The 17184-nt window shown below is 44.6% G+C and carries 11 protein-coding genes and 1 pseudogene; all 12 read left to right on the top strand.

Annotation, left to right across the window (positions count from 1 at the left end; all coding sequences use genetic code 11):
- Positions 1-356: 356 nt before the first annotated feature.
- Positions 357-500, top strand: a pseudogene (locus BLW68_RS21480) (transposase); the annotation flags it as partial.
- A gap of 382 nt (positions 501-882) precedes the next feature.
- Positions 883-3678 (top strand): TonB-dependent receptor plug domain-containing protein, encoded by a 2796-nt coding sequence (locus BLW68_RS18070; protein WP_092796317.1) that lies wholly within the window; start codon positions 883-885, stop codon positions 3676-3678.
- Positions 3679-3823: 145 nt separating this feature from the next.
- Entirely contained in the window at positions 3824-5245 is a 1422-nt protein-coding gene (locus BLW68_RS18065; RefSeq protein ID WP_092796315.1) for a putative 2OG-Fe(II) oxygenase, read from the top strand.
- Between the two features lie 27 nt (positions 5246-5272).
- Entirely contained in the window at positions 5273-6439 is a 1167-nt protein-coding gene (locus BLW68_RS18060) for an aspartyl/asparaginyl beta-hydroxylase domain-containing protein (protein WP_092796313.1), read from the top strand.
- Between the two features lie 385 nt (positions 6440-6824).
- Positions 6825-7100 carry a transposase gene (locus BLW68_RS18055; RefSeq protein ID WP_092796311.1) on the top strand — a complete coding sequence of 92 codons (276 nt, stop codon included), beginning with the start codon at positions 6825-6827 and terminating at the stop codon, positions 7098-7100.
- 298 nt (positions 7101-7398) lie between these two features.
- A complete protein-coding gene (locus BLW68_RS18050; RefSeq protein ID WP_218141405.1) occupies positions 7399-10410 on the top strand; it encodes a TonB-dependent receptor in 3012 nt (1003 codons plus the stop codon).
- 95 nt (positions 10411-10505) lie between these two features.
- Positions 10506-11990 (top strand): tetratricopeptide repeat-containing sulfotransferase family protein, encoded by a 1485-nt coding sequence (locus tag BLW68_RS18045; protein WP_177172285.1) that lies wholly within the window; start codon positions 10506-10508, stop codon positions 11988-11990.
- A 90-nt stretch (positions 11991-12080) separates the two neighbouring features.
- Positions 12081-12461 carry an HvfA family oxazolone/thioamide-modified RiPP metallophore gene (locus BLW68_RS18040; RefSeq protein ID WP_092796305.1) on the top strand — a complete coding sequence of 127 codons (381 nt, stop codon included), beginning with the start codon at positions 12081-12083 and terminating at the stop codon, positions 12459-12461.
- Between the two features lie 89 nt (positions 12462-12550).
- Complete coding sequence (locus tag BLW68_RS18035) at positions 12551-13396, top strand: HvfB family MNIO-type RiPP peptide maturase (RefSeq protein ID WP_177172286.1); 846 nt, start codon at positions 12551-12553, stop codon at positions 13394-13396.
- A 3-nt stretch (positions 13397-13399) separates the two neighbouring features.
- The gene (locus BLW68_RS18030) at positions 13400-14164 is read left to right on the top strand and encodes an HvfC family RiPP maturation protein (protein ID WP_092796301.1); all 765 of its coding nucleotides are present in this window, start codon (positions 13400-13402) and stop codon (positions 14162-14164) included.
- 234 nt (positions 14165-14398) lie between these two features.
- A complete protein-coding gene (gene apt, locus BLW68_RS18025) occupies positions 14399-14947 on the top strand; it encodes an adenine phosphoribosyltransferase (RefSeq protein ID WP_068232301.1) in 549 nt (182 codons plus the stop codon).
- A gap of 48 nt (positions 14948-14995) precedes the next feature.
- Positions 14996-17095, top strand: coding sequence for a DNA polymerase III subunit gamma/tau (dnaX, locus tag BLW68_RS18020; protein ID WP_092796299.1), 2100 nt, complete (start codon positions 14996-14998; stop codon positions 17093-17095).
- Positions 17096-17184 lie beyond the last annotated feature (89 nt).

Below are 17184 nucleotides of genomic sequence, written 5' to 3'. Positions count from 1 at the left end.
ATTGTTAAAGCGGATAACCAAATCACTGATGGTTGCCCGGCCAATATTTAAAGCCTGAGAGATTTGCCTGTCGCTTAGTCTGGCCTCAAATTTAAGACGGAATATATCCAGATAAGTTTGCATATCTGTCCTTACCATTTTCTTTTTACGTGTCATGACTACTCCGGCAAACAGTTAAAAAACTGTTATGCCAAAGTCCGTAAAACGAAGGAAGAACAAACTGGCCGGACGATACCGAAACAGGTGGCCGGATAAGGCCGAAATCAGTGGCCGGATGATACCGAAATGGGTGGCCGACTCATGCCGAAATCGCTGGCCGGATCATCCCGAAATACGCAAATGAGGAAGTAAATAACGTGAGTAGATATGAATCCGCATCACACGTCTTCTATCGATGCCAGTATCACATCGTTTGGACGCCGAAGTACAGAGACAAGCTCTTAACGGGTGACCTTGGCAAGGTGCTTTACCGTGCAATTTATGTGTATTGTTCAATGAAAAAATGAAGAAATCATCCGTCACTACGGAGGCATCAGGACAAAGTGGTGAGAGAAGATGAGGAACGTCAATTAAGGATGGATGTTGAAAATTATTAAGCCCCTATAGAGGACCAACGCAAAGCCGCCTCCTATGGAGGTGGCTTTTTACTCTAAATTTAATTTGCTTTCTTATTTGCAACCTTTTTTATACGTTCAAGCCTCACATGACAACAGTGCTTAAGTAAAGTTCCTAAAAACCTGTTGACCCTGCGGAAAAATTACGTTTATTATCGGTGGGCGACAAATCGGAGGTTATCCGAGATAAACGGAGTGCCAAACGCCGTAAAAGGTTGGTAACTGTTAAAAAAATAGAATCACTAGATAGTGGTCCAGGGAGAAATACATGTATACGAATAATAAATTAAGCAAAGCCGTGCGCTTAGCGATTGCATTTGGTGCAGCTTCAGCGACTGCTTTTACTGCGTCAGTGAGCGCGCAGGAAGAAGAAGGTGCTAAGATAGAGAAAATTCAGGTGACAGGCTCTCGTATTCAACGAGCTGATATTGAGTCTGCTAGCCCTATCACAGTATTTAGTGCTGAAGATTTGGCCGCCTCTGGTCATGTTACTATCGAAGGCTTTATTCAGAGCATTCCTTCGATGAATGGTGGCATGAATGGCCGCCAAACAAACAACGGATCCGGCGGTGCAGCTGCTGCTTCAATGCGTGGTTTAGGTTCTGTGCGTACTTTGATCTTAATTAATGGTCGTCGTACTGCCACTGGTGATTTAAACACTATTCCTATGGGCTTTATTGAGCGAGTTGAAGTTCTGCGTGATGGTGCTTCAACAATCTATGGTTCTGATGCTATCGCTGGTGTTATTAACTTTATCACCAAACGTAACTTTGAAGGTGCTGAGGTTGTTGCTCAGTACGACGTTACCGGCGAAAGTGATGGTGAAGGCCGCAGTTTGTCTGTGACCTTAGGTAGTTCAAGCAACCGTGGTAATGCAGTGTTGTCACTTGAGTACAGCGATCGCAAGCCAATTTGGCAAGGAGATAGGGAATTTTCTGCCATTCCTTGGGGAGAACGCAATGGCGAACGTGTAATGGCGGGTTCAGGTGCAAACTCTTTTGGTACTTGGACACCGTATGATCGAAATTCACCATATTTTGGTAGCAATGATGATCCGACCTCACCATATTTTGGTCAGGGTGCTTGGGTAGTTGATCCGCAAAACGGTGCTGTTCGCCGCTATGATCAGACAATTGATTCTTATAACTTTGCCCCTGCTAGTTACTTGGTAACGCCGCAAAAAGTATTCTCAGCCAATGCTACGGCCAATTATGAACTGACTAAAGATGTTTCAGCATTTTTGGAGGCGGGATTCACTAACCGCCAGTCAGATCAGTTAATGGCAGCTGATGGGACATTTTGGGGGGCTCGTATGACTGCGGATCACCCGAATAACCCAATTGGAGAAGATATTTCGGTTAGCCGTCGCCTTGAAGAGACTGGTGGACGTAGTTTCCGCCAGGATTACTATGCTTATCGTATGGTTACTGGTTTGGAAGGCAGTTTTGATAATGGCTGGGCGTGGGATGTATCTTACAACTATGCGCGTTATACAGACGCCAGTTTAGATATTGGCCGTGCTAACCCAGGTCGTTATAACAAAATGTTGAGTCCAGCAGCATGTAATGCTGATCCTAAATGTGCCGCAGTTGGGATCTGGAACCCATTAGAAGCTAACTCTCTGACTCCTGAGCAACTTGCCTATGCTTCTGTTCCTAATTCGCCTTTGACTGTGGGTGTAAATAAACAGTTGATGGCCAACCTGACTGGTGATACTGGTGATTTTAGTTTTGATGCAGGTTCAATTGGTTGGGCGGTAGGTTATGAAAGGCGTGATACAAGCTTAGTGGTTACGCCAGATGGCGGTGCTGTTGTCGGTGAAATTTATAGTGTAACTGCCAGTCCTACTGAAGGAAGTTACTCAGTTGATGAAATGTTTGCTGAGGTAAATGTCCCGTTATTAGCTGGTGTAACAGGTGCTGACCGTCTGGATGTTTCTGCGGCAGTACGTATGTCAGATTATGACTTCTTAAGCTCGCATACAACCGCTAAGTTTGGTGTAGAATATGTTCCGGTTCAGGGATTATTGCTTCGTGCTACCTTCTCTGATGGTTTCCGAGCTCCAAGCATTACTAACTTGTATGGACCTCAATCAGAATCCAATATTAGTTACGTTGACCCATGTCATCAGTGGGGCACGAGTACAGCAAGTCAAATTGTAAAAGATAACTGTGCATCGGAAGGTTTATCACCTAATATTCAACTTACTAATTTACAATCTGCATCTATTGTGGGTGGTAATCCGGACTTGGGGCCTGAAGAATCTGAAAGTTACACTGTAGGTTTTGTTTATTCACCAAACTTCGTTCAGAATCTAAGCATAGCGATAGATTACTATAATATTGAGATTACCAATGGTCTTGGTGCTCCAAGCGTAACAGCGCTCATTGCACAATGTTATGGAAGTGAGAATTTCTCTGCTCCAGCATGTGATTCCATTAAGGGACCAACTCACCCAATCGTTAATCGCCCAGCTCTTCCGGGTTCAGATTACCGAGCCTTGGCAGCGAATCCTATTGTTTCAGGTATTATCGCGACAACTCAGAATATTGCTACGTTTGAAACGTCGGGTATTGACTTTGACGTAAACTGGCATACAGACTTATTAGGTGGTCGGTTTAATGCACGTCTGGATGGTACCTATCTAAGAAGCTATGATTATCAGTCTCTGTCTGGTGTGGCGGTACTTGAAATGGCGGGTAAATTTGGTGCTGATCCAAACTTTGGTGGCAGACCTGCTGCATTCTCTAAACTACGTTCTAATTTAGGTTTATCTTATAGTGTAGATAACTGGAATGTATTATGGGTTGCTCGTTATCAATCGGGTGTTGACGACATTAACTTCAGAGCAACGGCTTTGTCTAGCAGCGTTGGTTCGTATATTTACCACGATCTCCAAGGTAGCTATACCTTCCCGAATAACCTGTCATTAACAGCGGGTGTACGTAATCTGTTTGATAAGCAACCACCGTATGTCACAAACGGTAATGATATGAATACTCTGAACAGCTCTTATGATACTGCTGGTCAGTATCTATATGCTCGGTTAGCATATCGTTTTTAATATTTAGAACATTGTGAATAGATAAAGCCAGTTAAGCATTCCTTGACTGGCTTTTTTTTTAAAGTCTTAGTTTATTGCAGCAATAATATTGCTTCTTAGTTTTATACAGTACTTAATCTTTAAGTAGAGTAATTATCGATTTTATATGAACCTATTAAAAGCTCTTACCCTTGAAGCTAAAAAAGCTCAGTTGGCTGGGAACTATAGCTTGGCTTTAGATTTATATCAGCAAGCATATTATAGGTTTCCAAACAGCATTAGCGCTGAGCATAACTTAGCTGCAATTCTTGGTGATTTACATCGATTCTCTGAATCGTATCATCATTCTTTGAATGCTTTACGCAAGGGGGAAGGTGCTTCCGCAACTTGGTTGGTATACGCCAGAGCTTTAATGGGGCTACAGTTATATGATGAGGCAGCGCAAGCATATCAAAAAGCCATTCATCGTGATCCGGTCTCATATGATGCACATCGCGAGTATGCCCAGTTACTTTGGATGAAAACAAATGACTTAGAAAAGTCTCTGGAATTTGTTAATGCAGTGCTACGGCAGGGAGAAGTTGCTGCTTTGATTTTGTTAAAAGCACAAATTTTTGAATATGCTGGTGATTTACACCGAAGCCAGCAGTTGTTGCAGGATGCCGCAGAAAAATGGCCAGTGTTACCAATTTTGCAGGCACTAAGTTATGTCTCGATGCGTATTGGGAACACGGATGTTGCGCTAAAAAGCATTAACCAAGCCCTTGAAACTGCCCCTGCAACGTTCTCAGTAAGAGTTACGGCTAGTTATGTGTATGCGTCAGCAGGGAATGGGGAAACTGCTTTGGAACATGCTTGCGAAGCAGAACGTATCCAACCGAGAAACCAAGAAGCACTAGCTTGTAAGGCTACATCTTTGCGTTTGCTTTATAAAACGACAGATGATAATACATACCTTGAACGGTATCAGGAACTTTGTGATTACGATCGGTTTGTGGCTAAGGTACCGGTAGATATTCCAGTTGGTTGGGATACACGAGAGGCCTTTTTTGCTGACTTGGCCGAAGAATTAAAAAGCTTACATCCGTTCAGAACTCATCCATTTGGACAATCTGTGCGGGCGGGGAGTCAGTTGCCGAACCTTCTTAGTTTAAATAATCCTTTGGTTAGGACTTTTAAGGATGCTATTGAGGAGCCGATAAATCGGTATTTACAGGCTTTGGGTAATGACGAACATTCGTTAGCAAAATATAATAATGGTGGTTGGGAATGCTCTGGTATCTGGTCTGTTTGGTTACCGCCAGGCGGGTATCATGAAAACCATATTCATCCTCAGGGGTGGCTCTCATCCGCGTGCTACTTAGAATTACCAGATGTTATTGCGGATGAGAAGGAAAAGGCAGGATGGCTGAAGTTAGGGCAACCAATGTTCCCAACTCAACCGGAATTGGGTATTGAGCATTGGGTGAAGCCCGAAGTTGGTCATTTGGTTTTGTTCCCATCTTATATGTGGCACGGCACAAGTGTTTTCAAAGGAGATAAGCCCCGACTAAGTATTGCTCTGGATATCGTCCCTAAATCAAAATAAAAAATATGATTTATAAAGGTATTATTGATGGTAAAAAAAGAAAGATCTGTGGTGAGTGAAGCTCGGTTAAAAGAGCTGCTTGCGACAAAAGATTACTCAGAATCTTTGATGGTGATTGAGCGCTTACTCACTGTAAAACCTTCAGATGAACGTTATTTGCTAATGTTGGGCCGTCTATACGAGCTTATTGAGCAGGCTACAGATTTTAAGGATATCTATGAGAAAGTAGTAAACACTGTTCCGGGTGCCTACAATACACACTTAATGCTTGGACGCTACTATCATAGCAAAAATGATTTTGAGAAGACGTTTAAGCATTATGTGACGGCATTGCGTGCTGCAAATAATGGCGGTTTTTGGCTGGATAGAGAATCTACCGCGCCGTGGGTTCATCGATATGTTGTTCAGGCATTGAATTTTTGTGATAAACATCGCCGTGATATCGTAGGAAGCTGGATCACTGAATTACAGCAAACCTATGGTTTAGATGAAATGGAGCGTGTGGCTAAAGGAATTCGTATTTATAGTGGAGAACTCCCTGCTGTATATGATGATCCACGACAGAAGCCAGGTTTTCTCTATATTCCCGGGTTGCCCGTAAAACCGGTATTTGAAAGAAAAGATCTTGATTTTATTGATTATTATGAGTCTCAGTTTGATAAGATTAAAGCTGAACTTGATAATCTCATTTTGCAGAATGTCCCTATTGAGAACTATCGGGATACTGATAAACACGGTTTGACCAAAGGAGGTGATTGGGATGCAAAGTTTTTTTTTCGGCATGGTAAGCGCTATGATGATACGCATACATTATGTCCCCAGACTTCTGAAATATTAACTCACCTTCCTTTAGTCCATATTCAGGATCATAGTCCTGAAGTATGTTTCTCTGTTTTAAGGCCTGGGGCTCATTTACTACCTCACCGGGGAGTTACTAACAGTCGCTCAGTGTTACACATGGGGCTTCAGATCCCTGCTGATTGTGCTTTAAATGTTGTTGATATTGAAGAGCTTCACTGGCAGCCAGGTAAAGTCTTTGCTTTTGATGACAACTATTTACACGAAGCTTGGAATCGAAGTGATCAAAGCCGTTATGTTCTTTTGGCCGATATCTGGAACCCCTTCCTGACAGATGCTGAATGCTGCGCAATTACCGACTTTGTTACAAAAGTGAGTAGCCTTGATGGCAAATAACAGATATCCCGCTAAATAGCTTATCCTGATTATGATACACCTGCTTCAAAGCATCCTTGCCATCCGAAGATGGGGCCGCTGTGCCGCTAAAGTCAGTTAATTCACCCAATTTTTTGCACTGATGGTTCCAGGCTCTCATCTCGTGTAGCGCATGCAACAGTTTTTTAATTTATTGTGCCACTGACTGCTTGCCTGCGTCAGGGCAAACAGCCCATGATTTTAGTGGACAGGAGCAACGCCATCATATTCTACGCGCCAGCATGGCACTGGGAGGCCGCCCGCTAACGTTGCATCGGGGGGGACCGATGAACGAGTATACGTGCCCGCACATACACAAGGTGTTTTTACACCGGCTTAAGCAGGTACTACCGGCAGATTTTAAGCTGTGATTTTTATCGATGCGGGCTTTAAAGTGCCGTGGTTTAAGCAAATAAGTAAGCTTGGCTTGTACTACATCTCCAGAGTGCGCGGCAACCAGACGCTGCAACTGCCTGGGCAAGATACCTTTATCACCGTGGCTCAAGCCTGTAAACAAGCGCGCACTACGCCGCAGTTGCTGGGTGAGGTGAAACTGACCCAAGCACAGCAATACAGCACTGGCATGCGTTTTCATTTACTTACCTGGGGATGTGATTATGTAAGCTCGTCCGGCCGGGGTTGAATGCACAGGAGGCACAGGCTGTGATGAAGCAAATCCTGCCTTAGGTGGGGCAATTTTAAATTGCCATTAGTGGGTTAGTTTTGCATTGTCGGTGCCAGGGAGCCCTCTGCTTATTCATATTCAATGCGTTTTACCGATGGGTTTTGTCTGGCGAAAAATCTGATAGCGTAGCCCGCCTTGGGCTCTCATCCTCGGGCTATCTACCATTTTGAGAAGCTATTTAGCAAAGTTCACTTTTTTTTTTTAGGCAGTTGTAGTCAATAAGTATATCTGTTAAAGATATAGTGTGTAACAAAATGTGACACGTGCAATAAAAATAAAAATCCAAGGAGAAGAACAAATGAAAACCAAGTTTTTTAAGAACACGTTGACGGCTGCCGCTGTTGCTGCTTCATTGGGGATTGTCCTCCCTGCTGCTGCTCAAGATGCATCGCGCGGCAATCTGGTCGGCCAAGCACAAGATCAAAGTGGCCAAGTTATTAGTGGCGTTGAAATTGTTATTACTAATTTAGAAACAGGTTTAATAAGAACCGTAACCTCAAACGACAGTGGTAGTTTTCGGTTTCCTCTATTGCCACCGGGTGCTTACTCATTACAGGCTACTAAAGCAGGCTATGGTGTTGTGGCTGAAGAGAATGTTAATGTTCGTGTGGGTGGCAATACCAATATGAATCTCATTCTGTTGGCTGAGGGGGCTGTAGAGTCTATTGAAGTCCGCGGCTCTCGCATAGCAATGCTTGATACTATGTCGTCAGAATCTCAGTTGGTAGTAAGTCAAGAGTTTTTATCTAAAATTCCGGTCCCTCGCGATTTGGCTTCAGTTGCTCTTTTAGCTCCTGGCACGACAAAAGGTGATTCTGCTTTTGGTAATCATGCATCATTTGGTGGTTCATCTGTTGGTGAAAATGCATATTATGTTAATGGTTTAAATGTTACTAATTTCCGGAATGGTTTGGGAGGTGCTGAATTACCTTTCGAAATGTACGAAACGTTTGAAGTTAAAACTGGCGGTTACTCAGCTGAATTTGGTCGTTCCACCGGCGGTGTAATTAATGCCAGAACTAAATCAGGATCGAATGAGTTTAAAGCTGGTGCCAGTGCTTACTTTGAGCCTTCATCTTTACGTGCCCACAGTCCAGATGTGACTTTGACTGACGAAGGTGCTATCGAAGAGAATGCAACGCCTTATTATCTGGTTAATAGTAATGATAAAACTGGCGAAACCAACCTCAATTTATGGGCTAGCGGTGCCCTTATTCAAGATAAACTTTTCTTTTTCGGTTTAGTTAACTATAAAGACCGTGTCAGAGATTATTCTACAGATACGTTATTCTATAAACGCGATGCGGGTGATGTATTATATGCAGCTAAATTAGATTGGTATATCACTCAAAATCACATACTAGAGTTTACAGGTTGGGATAGTAGCAGCGATCTTGACACTAGTAAGTATGACTACAATTACGCCACTGATACACGTGGAGAGTTGTTTGGTGATTATATCCAAAAACGGGGAGGCAAGTCTTATTCTCTGCAATATACTGGAATTTTAACTGAAGATATTACTATTAGTGCACTGTACGGTGTTAATGAAGCAACATATAGTAATGTTAATGCTGGTGATACTGTAGTGGGTGCTGTGCACTACCCGTCTGGTCGACAATTCACTCAGTATGGTTTGAATTCACCTTCAATACAGGAGGATGAACGTACAGCTTATCGTTTTGACGTGGATTGGTATGTTCATGAAGATCATACTCTGCGCTTTGGTATTGACTATGAGGACATGAAAGCATTTGAACAAACTAGTCGCGTGGGTGGTACTTTATATCAATATCAGAACTGTGCAAACGCAGAGGCAGTAGCTGCTGGTGATTTATTAGCAGCTGATTGTGCTCGGGTGCGCTTTAATACTTATATGAATGATGGTTCATTCCAAACTAAATCTAGTGCTTTCTACATCCAGGACACGTGGCAGGTAACTGATAATATTGTAGCCCGTATTGGTTTACGTAATGAAAAATTTGAGAACTATAACAAGGCTGGAGAAAAGTTTGTTGATGTGAGCGACCAGTGGGCACCACGGGTGGGTATCAGTTGGGATATAAATGGTGATGGTAAAAGTAAAGTATTTGCTAACTATGGCAGGTATTTCCTTCCCGTAGCTACTAACACCAATATACGTTTGGCGGGCGATGAGCTGTATACCATTTTCATTTATGACGTACTGAGCATCAATCCGGATTTAACGCCAGTGGTTGATCCTGAGGCCATTTTAGGCGGTGCAGTTTATGCTGATGGCACTTTGAAAGGTACCTTGGAAACAGTGAATGCTAATCTGGACCCGATGTATCAAGACGAATTTATTTTGGGTTATGAGCGGATGCTGGGAGATAGTTGGTCAGTCGGTATCAAAGGTACTTATCGTGAACTGAAAAGTTCGTTGGAAGATGTGGCAATTGATTACGGTTTTAATGAGTATTTGGAGCAGGAGTTTGGTTCAGGCTGCACTATTTGTTCAGGTTTCCACTACTATGTTCTGACAAATCCAGGAAAGGGCGTGACGATTACTACCGATCCTGACGGCGATGGACCCCTGGCAAATCAACAGTACACTATACCTGCAGAATTTTTAGGTTATCCTGAGGCTAAGCGCCAGTACGGAGCTGTAGATATTAATATACGTCGTGCTTTTGACGGTTTGTGGATGTTGGATGCAACTTATACCTGGTCTCATAGTTGGGGCAATAACGAAGGTTTCGTTCGTTCTGACAATGGGCAAGACGATTCAGGATTGACAACAAACTTTGACCAACCAGGCTTAGTTGATGGTGCTTACGGTAATTTGCCAAATGACCGTCGTCATATGGTAAAAGTGCAAGGAGCATATTCTTTGACGGAAGACCTTAGTTTGGGTGCTAATTTCCGCTGGGAATCAGGTCGGCCTTTGAGTTCTTTTGGTCTACACCCAACAGACGTTTTCGCTTCATATTATGGCGCAGAGTCATTTGTCAAAGATGGGCAATTGGTGAGTAGGGGCTCAGAAGGGCGTACTTCCAGTAACTGGACGCTGGACTTAACGGCGCGTTACGAAATGGATTTCCGCGGTACTGATATTGTATTCCGTGCAGATATATTTAACGTATTTAACAATAATCGTGTTACTGAACGTAACGAAGTTAACGAGTACTGGGACGGCGGTTCAAATCCTAATGGAACTGACTCCGCAGCTAGCAGTTTGTTATATGGACTACCAGATGCATATCAGACACCACGTCATGTTCGTCTGAGTGCCGAAATTAAGTTCTGATAGTGGGCTGCAACTTTTTGCCTGCTTTATTGTAGAGCTAAACATAAAACCGGGAAATGGTAACATTTTCCGGTTTTTTACTGGGGAACATACACGTGAACGTGAGTAGTCAATATAGTTTAAACGATATTCTCAGTGCAGTACGGGAAGGGAAAAGGACTGAAGCACAAGCTCTGATTACATATTTTATTGAAACCGAACCGGATCTCAAAACGGACTGGAGTAAAGTCGCTGCTTTGGCTCTGCGTATTGGAGATATTAAACTTGCTAGACAGGCCGCGGATTTTTTCCATCAATGTTGTGTTAAAAGTGCAGAAACAGACATTCATTACGCTGGGTTATGTGCAGAGATTGGTGACCTAAATAAAGCTTTGAGAGTTGTCTCTCCTTATATAGCTCGCAAAGTTGCTTTGCCTTCGGTATATCACTTGGCTGGCACAGTGCAAGCGCAGCAGGGGAGGTTACAAGAAGCCAGACTAAACTTATTACAAGCATTGGCGTTAGCGCCTCACCTAGGGATTAGCTGGTATACCCTTGCAAGTATTGTTGATTTTAACCAGCATCCTGGCTTGTTGCAAAAGATGGAGTTCGCATTTAGCCAGCTTCGGGCTGACGACCAACGCAACTTCCAACAATTTATGTATGCGTTAGCAAAAGCTTTTAATGATCTACGCGAATATGCCAAAGCTTGGGAATTCTACAAAGCAGGTGCGCAAATCATGGCTGACATTAGTGAATACTCTGTTGACAATAATACACGTGAAATAAACCGACTTATTGCTGGCTTTAATAACACATCATTGCAACAATTGCCGCAATCTAGAAGTGCGTATAATGCGGGGGTGGCTATCTTGGGATTGCCTCGTAGTGGTACCACCCTGTTGGGACAAATGCTTTGCGCGCACAGTAAAGTAAAAGGAGCAGGTGAATTTAATGCTATAGGCGTAGCCTGCATGCACTTGCGTGACAACAACTTTACTGACTTTCCGTCTTTTATTGCACGACATGGTCATTCAGTAGCGGCTCTTGAGCATATAGCTAATATTTATCAGCAGGTCGCGGAACAACGATACTCTGGTCAAGGTTATATCATTGATAAATCTCTTAATCTGAACAGGCACTTTGGTATATGGGCTCAAGTAATGCCTTTGGGGAAAGCTATTTATATTAGTCGTAACGATGAAGATACAGCATGGTCTTGTTTTAAAAGTAATTTCAGATCTCAAGCTGGCTGGAGTTGGTCGGTGTCCCACATAGCTGCGTACATAAAGAACGAAAGGCGTTTATTGCAGCATTGGCAAAAGTTGTATGCTAATCGGATTTTGCATATTCGCTACGAAGATCTGGTAGCTAGACCTCAAGAGGTGCTAACCAGAATATGCCAGCACCTAGAGTTACAATATGAACCAGCCATGCTGTCTTTTTACAAGAGTAGTAGTCCTGTATTTACTTCTAGTATTGGTCAGGTGCATCAGCCTTTGCATCAGGGAAATATAGGTTTATCGCAGCACTACCCTGATTTTGTCTCGCAGTTAGCTCAGGCTAACAAAGCTGTTGGCGTTGGGGCAGATATTAGCTAATTTTGTCATGGATTTGCAGTTCAGAGTTTTGAAATAATATTGGCAATGTCTCGGTCTACTCTTTTGCAATAACTAACAACAGGTGAAAACATGAAAACAATGAAACAATCGAACGTCGCTATGGCTGTAGGTGCTTTAGTTTTTGGCTCACTGGCTACGGTAGCTACTACTGCAAATGCTAACCCGTTTACGGCGATGGAGCTGGCCTCGGGCTATGAGATGGTGGCTAGCGAAGGTAAATGTGGTGACGATAAAGCAAAAAAAGCTAAGGAGAAAGCAAAAGAAGCCAAGTGTGGTGAAGGCAAATGCGGCGCTGATAAAATGAAGGACAAAGCCGACAAAGCTAAAGAGGGAAAATGTGGCGAAGGCAAATGCGGTGCTGATAAAGCCAAAGAGGCAAAAGACAAGGCCAAAGAAGGCAAGTGTGGCGAGGGTAAATGCGGCGAAGGCAAATGCGGCGGTAGCGTTTAATTCAGCCGGTTGAGGCCTGCATAGTTGTACTACTTCGTTGTACTGATAGTGCAGGCCTTTGTTTTACAGGAGCCAGCTATATGCACACCATGACAAAGCTCCCCGTATCCGGGACGGGGCTTGGCCTACGCCGTGAAATGCTGGATGAACTGATCACAGCCAAGCCGGCAGAGATTGATTTTTTTGAGGTGGCACCGGAAAACTGGATCCCTTTTGGTGGCAAGCTGCAAAAGAAGTTTCAGCAGCTAACTGAGCAGCATCGTTTTATTTGCCATGGCTTGTCACTGTCGATTGGCAGCCCTGCATCTCTGGATGTGGTATTTGTGAAGCAGGTAAAGCAGTTTTTACGCCAGCACAATATCAGCTTATACAGTGAACACTTAAGTTATTGCTCCGGTACTGGCCACTTGTACGATCTAATGCCTATTCCCTTTACTGACGAAGCTGTAGGCTATGTCGCCAGACGGGTAAGGCAGGTGCAGGATATTCTGGAGCAGCCGTTAATTCTGGAAAACGTATCTTATTACGCTGCACCCGGCCAACAGATGTCTGAGGCAGACTTTACCAGGGCTGTATTGCAGGAAGCTGATTGCCAGTTATTGCTGGATGTGAACAATATTTATGTTAATTCAGTTAATCATGGCTACAGCGCCAGCGAGTTTCTGCGGGCTATGCCGTCTGAACGTATAGCTTATTACCATATAGCAGGCCATTTTAAAGAAGCGGAAGATTTGCTGGTAGATACTCATGGCGCTGCAGTGATAGACCCCGTCTGGCAATTGCTGCAACAGGCATACCAGTGTCATGGTGTTAAACCTACGCTGCTGGAGCGTGATTTTAATATTCCGCAGCTAAGTGTGTTAAGTGAGGAACTGCAGCAAATTAAAGCGATACAGCAGCTCGTTTTGGCAGATAACCTGATATTGAGGGCCTGACAGATGCAGTTTCAGCAAATTCAGCAGGCTTTTATCGCCCATATTAAGGATCCTGAGCATCAGAGTGCCCCGACAGGTATTGAGGATCGGCGCATGGCGATATACCGCGAGCTGTTTTTTAATAATATGGAAGGTTTTATCGCCAGTGCATTTCCTGTGCTGAAATCACTATATAAAGAAGCTGACTGGCAGGCACTGGTGCGGCAATTTTTTATACAGTATCAGTGCTCCAGCCCTTATTTTCTGCATATTGCTGAACATTTCCTGCATTATTTACAGCAAGATTATGTTACTGCTGAGTGTGATCCGGTGTTTATGCTTGAACTGGCGCACTATGAATGGACTGAACTTTATCTGGCAACAAAGCAGTTACCACAGGCTGAAACGCCGCTGGCTACTGAGCAAATCACCCAGGCGCCGCTGTATTTGTCATCGCTTGCAATGGTGTTGGCTTACCCTTACAAAGTACATGAAATCAGTACTGCTTATCAGCCCGAGGGGCCAGGCGAAGTACAGTATTATCTTTTGTACCGTAATGCTGCAGACGAAGTGAAATTTGTGCTTATTAATCAGCTTACTGCGGCTTTACTGCAGACGTTGCAGCAATCAGCAGGTAGTACTTTGGCAGCTGTAGTGCAGCAATTACTGCCGCTCCTGCCACAGTTTAGTGCGCAGCAGTTAATGCAGGGAGCCACAGCTTTATTACAGGACTTTGCCGCAAAAGGTGTGCTGGTGTCTTTTCAAGCACAGCAAAATTCATTACCATAACTGCCCTTAAATTCGCTGATTACAGAAGAGTAGTGCAATGGCAGACGAAAAGTTTAAAGAGTCGTTTAACCTGTGGCAGTTTCTTGCCCTGGTTGCAGTGTTTGTGTCTTTACTGTGTTTGGCACCCATAGTGCGTTGGTTTCAGATTCTGGCATAATGCACCAGCATAGTTGAAGGCCGCCTGAGGGCGGCTTTTTTGTCCCGGCAGGGGCGCTTAATAAAAGGTTTTCTGACATGGACAAACAGGCATTAGAGCTTGAATTAAAACAGGTTATTAAAACAGTTGTTGATTATCCAAAGCCGGGCATAGTATTTCGCGATGTAACCAGCCTGATGCAGGATGGCCCGAGTTTTAAAAAAGTCATCGACGCTTTTTGTTATTTTTATGCTGATAAGGGCATTACCAAAATTGTTGGTACCGAGTCACGCGGCTTTATTTTCGGTGCGCCGCTGGCTTATGCCATGGGTATTTCTTTTGTGCCGGTACGTAAACCAGGTAAGCTGCCACGTCAGCGCATTTCGCAAAGCTACCAGCTGGAATACGGTGAAGATGCGTTAGAGCTGCATGCTGATGCTATAGCTGCAGGTGATAAAGTGCTATTGGTTGACGATTTGCTGGCTACCGGCGGTACTATTGATGCCACAGCTAAGTTAGTACGCCAGCTTGGCGGTATAGTGGATGACGCTGCTTTTGTTATTGCACTGCCCGAACTTGGCGGCGTTAAACGCTTGCAGCAAGCCGGATTAAATATCCTCAGTCTGGTTGAGTATAGTGGCGAATAAGTTTAGTCTGTCAAAGATCCCAATTACCACAAGACATCAGCAACCGTTATGAGTTATCAGGTATTAGCACGCAAGTGGCGTCCACAACATTTTGCCCAGTTAGTCGGGCAGGAACATGTTAAAAGCGCACTGGGTAATGCCCTGAATAATAACCGGTTGCATCATGCTTATTTGTTTACCGGCACCCGTGGTGTCGGTAAAACCACCATAGCGCGCATTTTTGCCAAAAGCTTAAATTGCGAGCAGGGTATTACTGCTACGCCCTGTGGCCAGTGCTCGGCCTGCCTGGAAATCGATGCCGGCAACTTTGTTGATTTGCTGGAAATAGATGCCGCCTCGCGTACCAAAGTAGAAGATACCCGCGACCTGCTCGACAATGTGCAATATGCTCCCAGCCGTGGCCGCTTTAAAGTCTATCTGATCGATGAAGTGCATATGCTGTCAAAGCATAGCTTTAATGCCCTGCTAAAAACGCTGGAAGAGCCGCCACCGCATGTTAAATTCCTACTGGCCACCACTGATCCGCAAAAACTGCCGGTTACTGTTTTATCGCGTTGTCTGCAGTTTAATTTACTGGCATTAAGCCCGCTGCAAATTGAGCAGCATCTGGCGTTTGTGCTGGGTGAAGAACAGATCCCCTTTGAGCAAAGCGCGTTAACATTGCTGGCACGTGCCGCCAAAGGTAGCCTGCGTGATTCGTTAAGCCTTACTGATCAGGCTATTGCGCAAAGTAACGCCAATATAACCCTTGATACGGTGCGTACTATGCTGGGGTTTCTGGATCAAAGCTGGGCGCAGCAGTTATTGCAGGCAATTCTGGCGCAGGATGCCGCGCAGTTGCAAATTCAATTGGCCGCGCTGGTGCAACAGCAGAGTAACTTCAGCCAGGTGCTGGACGATATGCTGTCTATATTACATCTTACAGCGTTAAGTCAGTTTAGCCGCACTGCTGCCAGCTTTTCGCCACAGCAAGCATTTGTACAACAACTGGCTGACACCCTAGTGCCTGCACAGGTTCAGCTTTATTATCAGTTACTTATTAGCGGAAAAAAAGAGCTGCCTTATGCACCAGATGCGTTAACCGGGCTGGAAATGGCGCTATTGCGTGCCATGGCATTTGTACCTGAGACACAAAGCAAAAACGTAGCACCTGCGAAAACCGCTACGATAATGCCAGTTGCAGCACCGGCAGAACCAACGCAGAAAATTGAGCCGCAACCTGTGGCTGAAGTAGTAAAAGACACGGGCAGCTATTCTGCTACACCATCAGAAACGCTTACAGAATCGGTAACACAAACGCAAGCAGTTACACCGTCAGCGCCAAATACAGTTGCTGGTATAGCAGGTATTGATCCTGTTACCGCCCGTATCATGGCGCGCCGCGGCGTAGCGGTAACTGCAGCGCCTGAAACAAAAAAGTCTGAGCGCCAGCAGGCGCCATTGCAACAAGCGTCTGATGCTAAGGTTGAGGTAAAAACCGCAGCAGTTCAGCCGGAGCCAGTAAAAGCTGCTACACCGCCAACATCTCCTTTGCCTGAACCGACCACTGCTGCGGTTATACCCACTACAGCTTCGCCGCTGCCGGGTAATGACAACTATGACGAGCCTGATGACGCTGATATGCGTCACTATGATGCAGCCGCCACAGATGCATTATGGCAACAGTATGAGCAGGATGCACAGCAACAGCCTGATGTTGTTGTAGCGCCGCCGGCACTGGAAAGTTTTGATGGTAGTATCAACGAGCAGAATTTCTCGGTGCGTTTTGCCGCTCAGGTAGATGCCTGGGCTGCACGGGTTGAAACGCTGGATACCGGTGGTTTAAGCCGGCTGTTTTTACTCAATGCTGCTATGCAGTTGGCTGATAATAAGCTTATGTTAACGGTGGCACAAAGCCAGCAACATCTGGACAGCCCGGGTTTTCGTACTAAGCTGCAACAGGTTTTGCAGCAAAGTTTTAATCAGCCGCTGAGCATTGAAATTACTTATCAGAGTGAAGTAGCGCAAAGCCCGTTATCGATTCAGCAAAAAATTGTGCAGGAACGCTTTGGTTACGTTAGCCGCCTGCTGCATGAAGATGACAAGGTACAACAACTGCAACAGCTGTTTGATGCACAGTTGCTACCCGATACTATAGTAGTCAATTAGCGGTTTTACCGGTGCGCCAACCGCGCACAACTTGTAATTCGGCGGCGAAGTTATTATCTTGTCGCCGGTAAAGGTCAGTGTCCGATACA

Source organism: Rheinheimera pacifica, from assembly GCF_900108485.1.
Classification (GTDB): Bacteria; Pseudomonadota; Gammaproteobacteria; order Enterobacterales; family Alteromonadaceae; genus Alishewanella; species Alishewanella pacifica.
The sequence above is the reverse complement of the archived record's forward strand: the minus strand, read 5'-3'. Positions and strand labels throughout refer to the sequence as shown.

Bases quoted from the DNA above. Each gene is read 5' to 3' on its own strand.
- BLW68_RS18065 (WP_092796315.1), top strand. From the start codon at position 3,824: ATGAACCTATTAAAAGCTCTTACCCTTGAAGCTAAAAAAGCTCAGTTG.
- BLW68_RS18070 (WP_092796317.1), top strand. From the start codon at position 883: ATGTATACGAATAATAAATTAAGCAAAGCCGTGCGCTTAGCGATTGCA.
- BLW68_RS18060 (WP_092796313.1), top strand. From the start codon at position 5,273: ATGGTAAAAAAAGAAAGATCTGTGGTGAGTGAAGCTCGGTTAAAAGAG.
- apt (WP_068232301.1), top strand. From the start codon at position 14,399: ATGGACAAACAGGCATTAGAGCTTGAATTAAAACAGGTTATTAAAACA.
- dnaX (WP_092796299.1), top strand. From the start codon at position 14,996: ATGAGTTATCAGGTATTAGCACGCAAGTGGCGTCCACAACATTTTGCC.
- BLW68_RS18040 (WP_092796305.1), top strand. From the start codon at position 12,081: ATGAAAACAATGAAACAATCGAACGTCGCTATGGCTGTAGGTGCTTTA.
- BLW68_RS18035 (WP_177172286.1), top strand. From the start codon at position 12,551: ATGACAAAGCTCCCCGTATCCGGGACGGGGCTTGGCCTACGCCGTGAA.
- BLW68_RS18030 (WP_092796301.1), top strand. From the start codon at position 13,400: ATGCAGTTTCAGCAAATTCAGCAGGCTTTTATCGCCCATATTAAGGAT.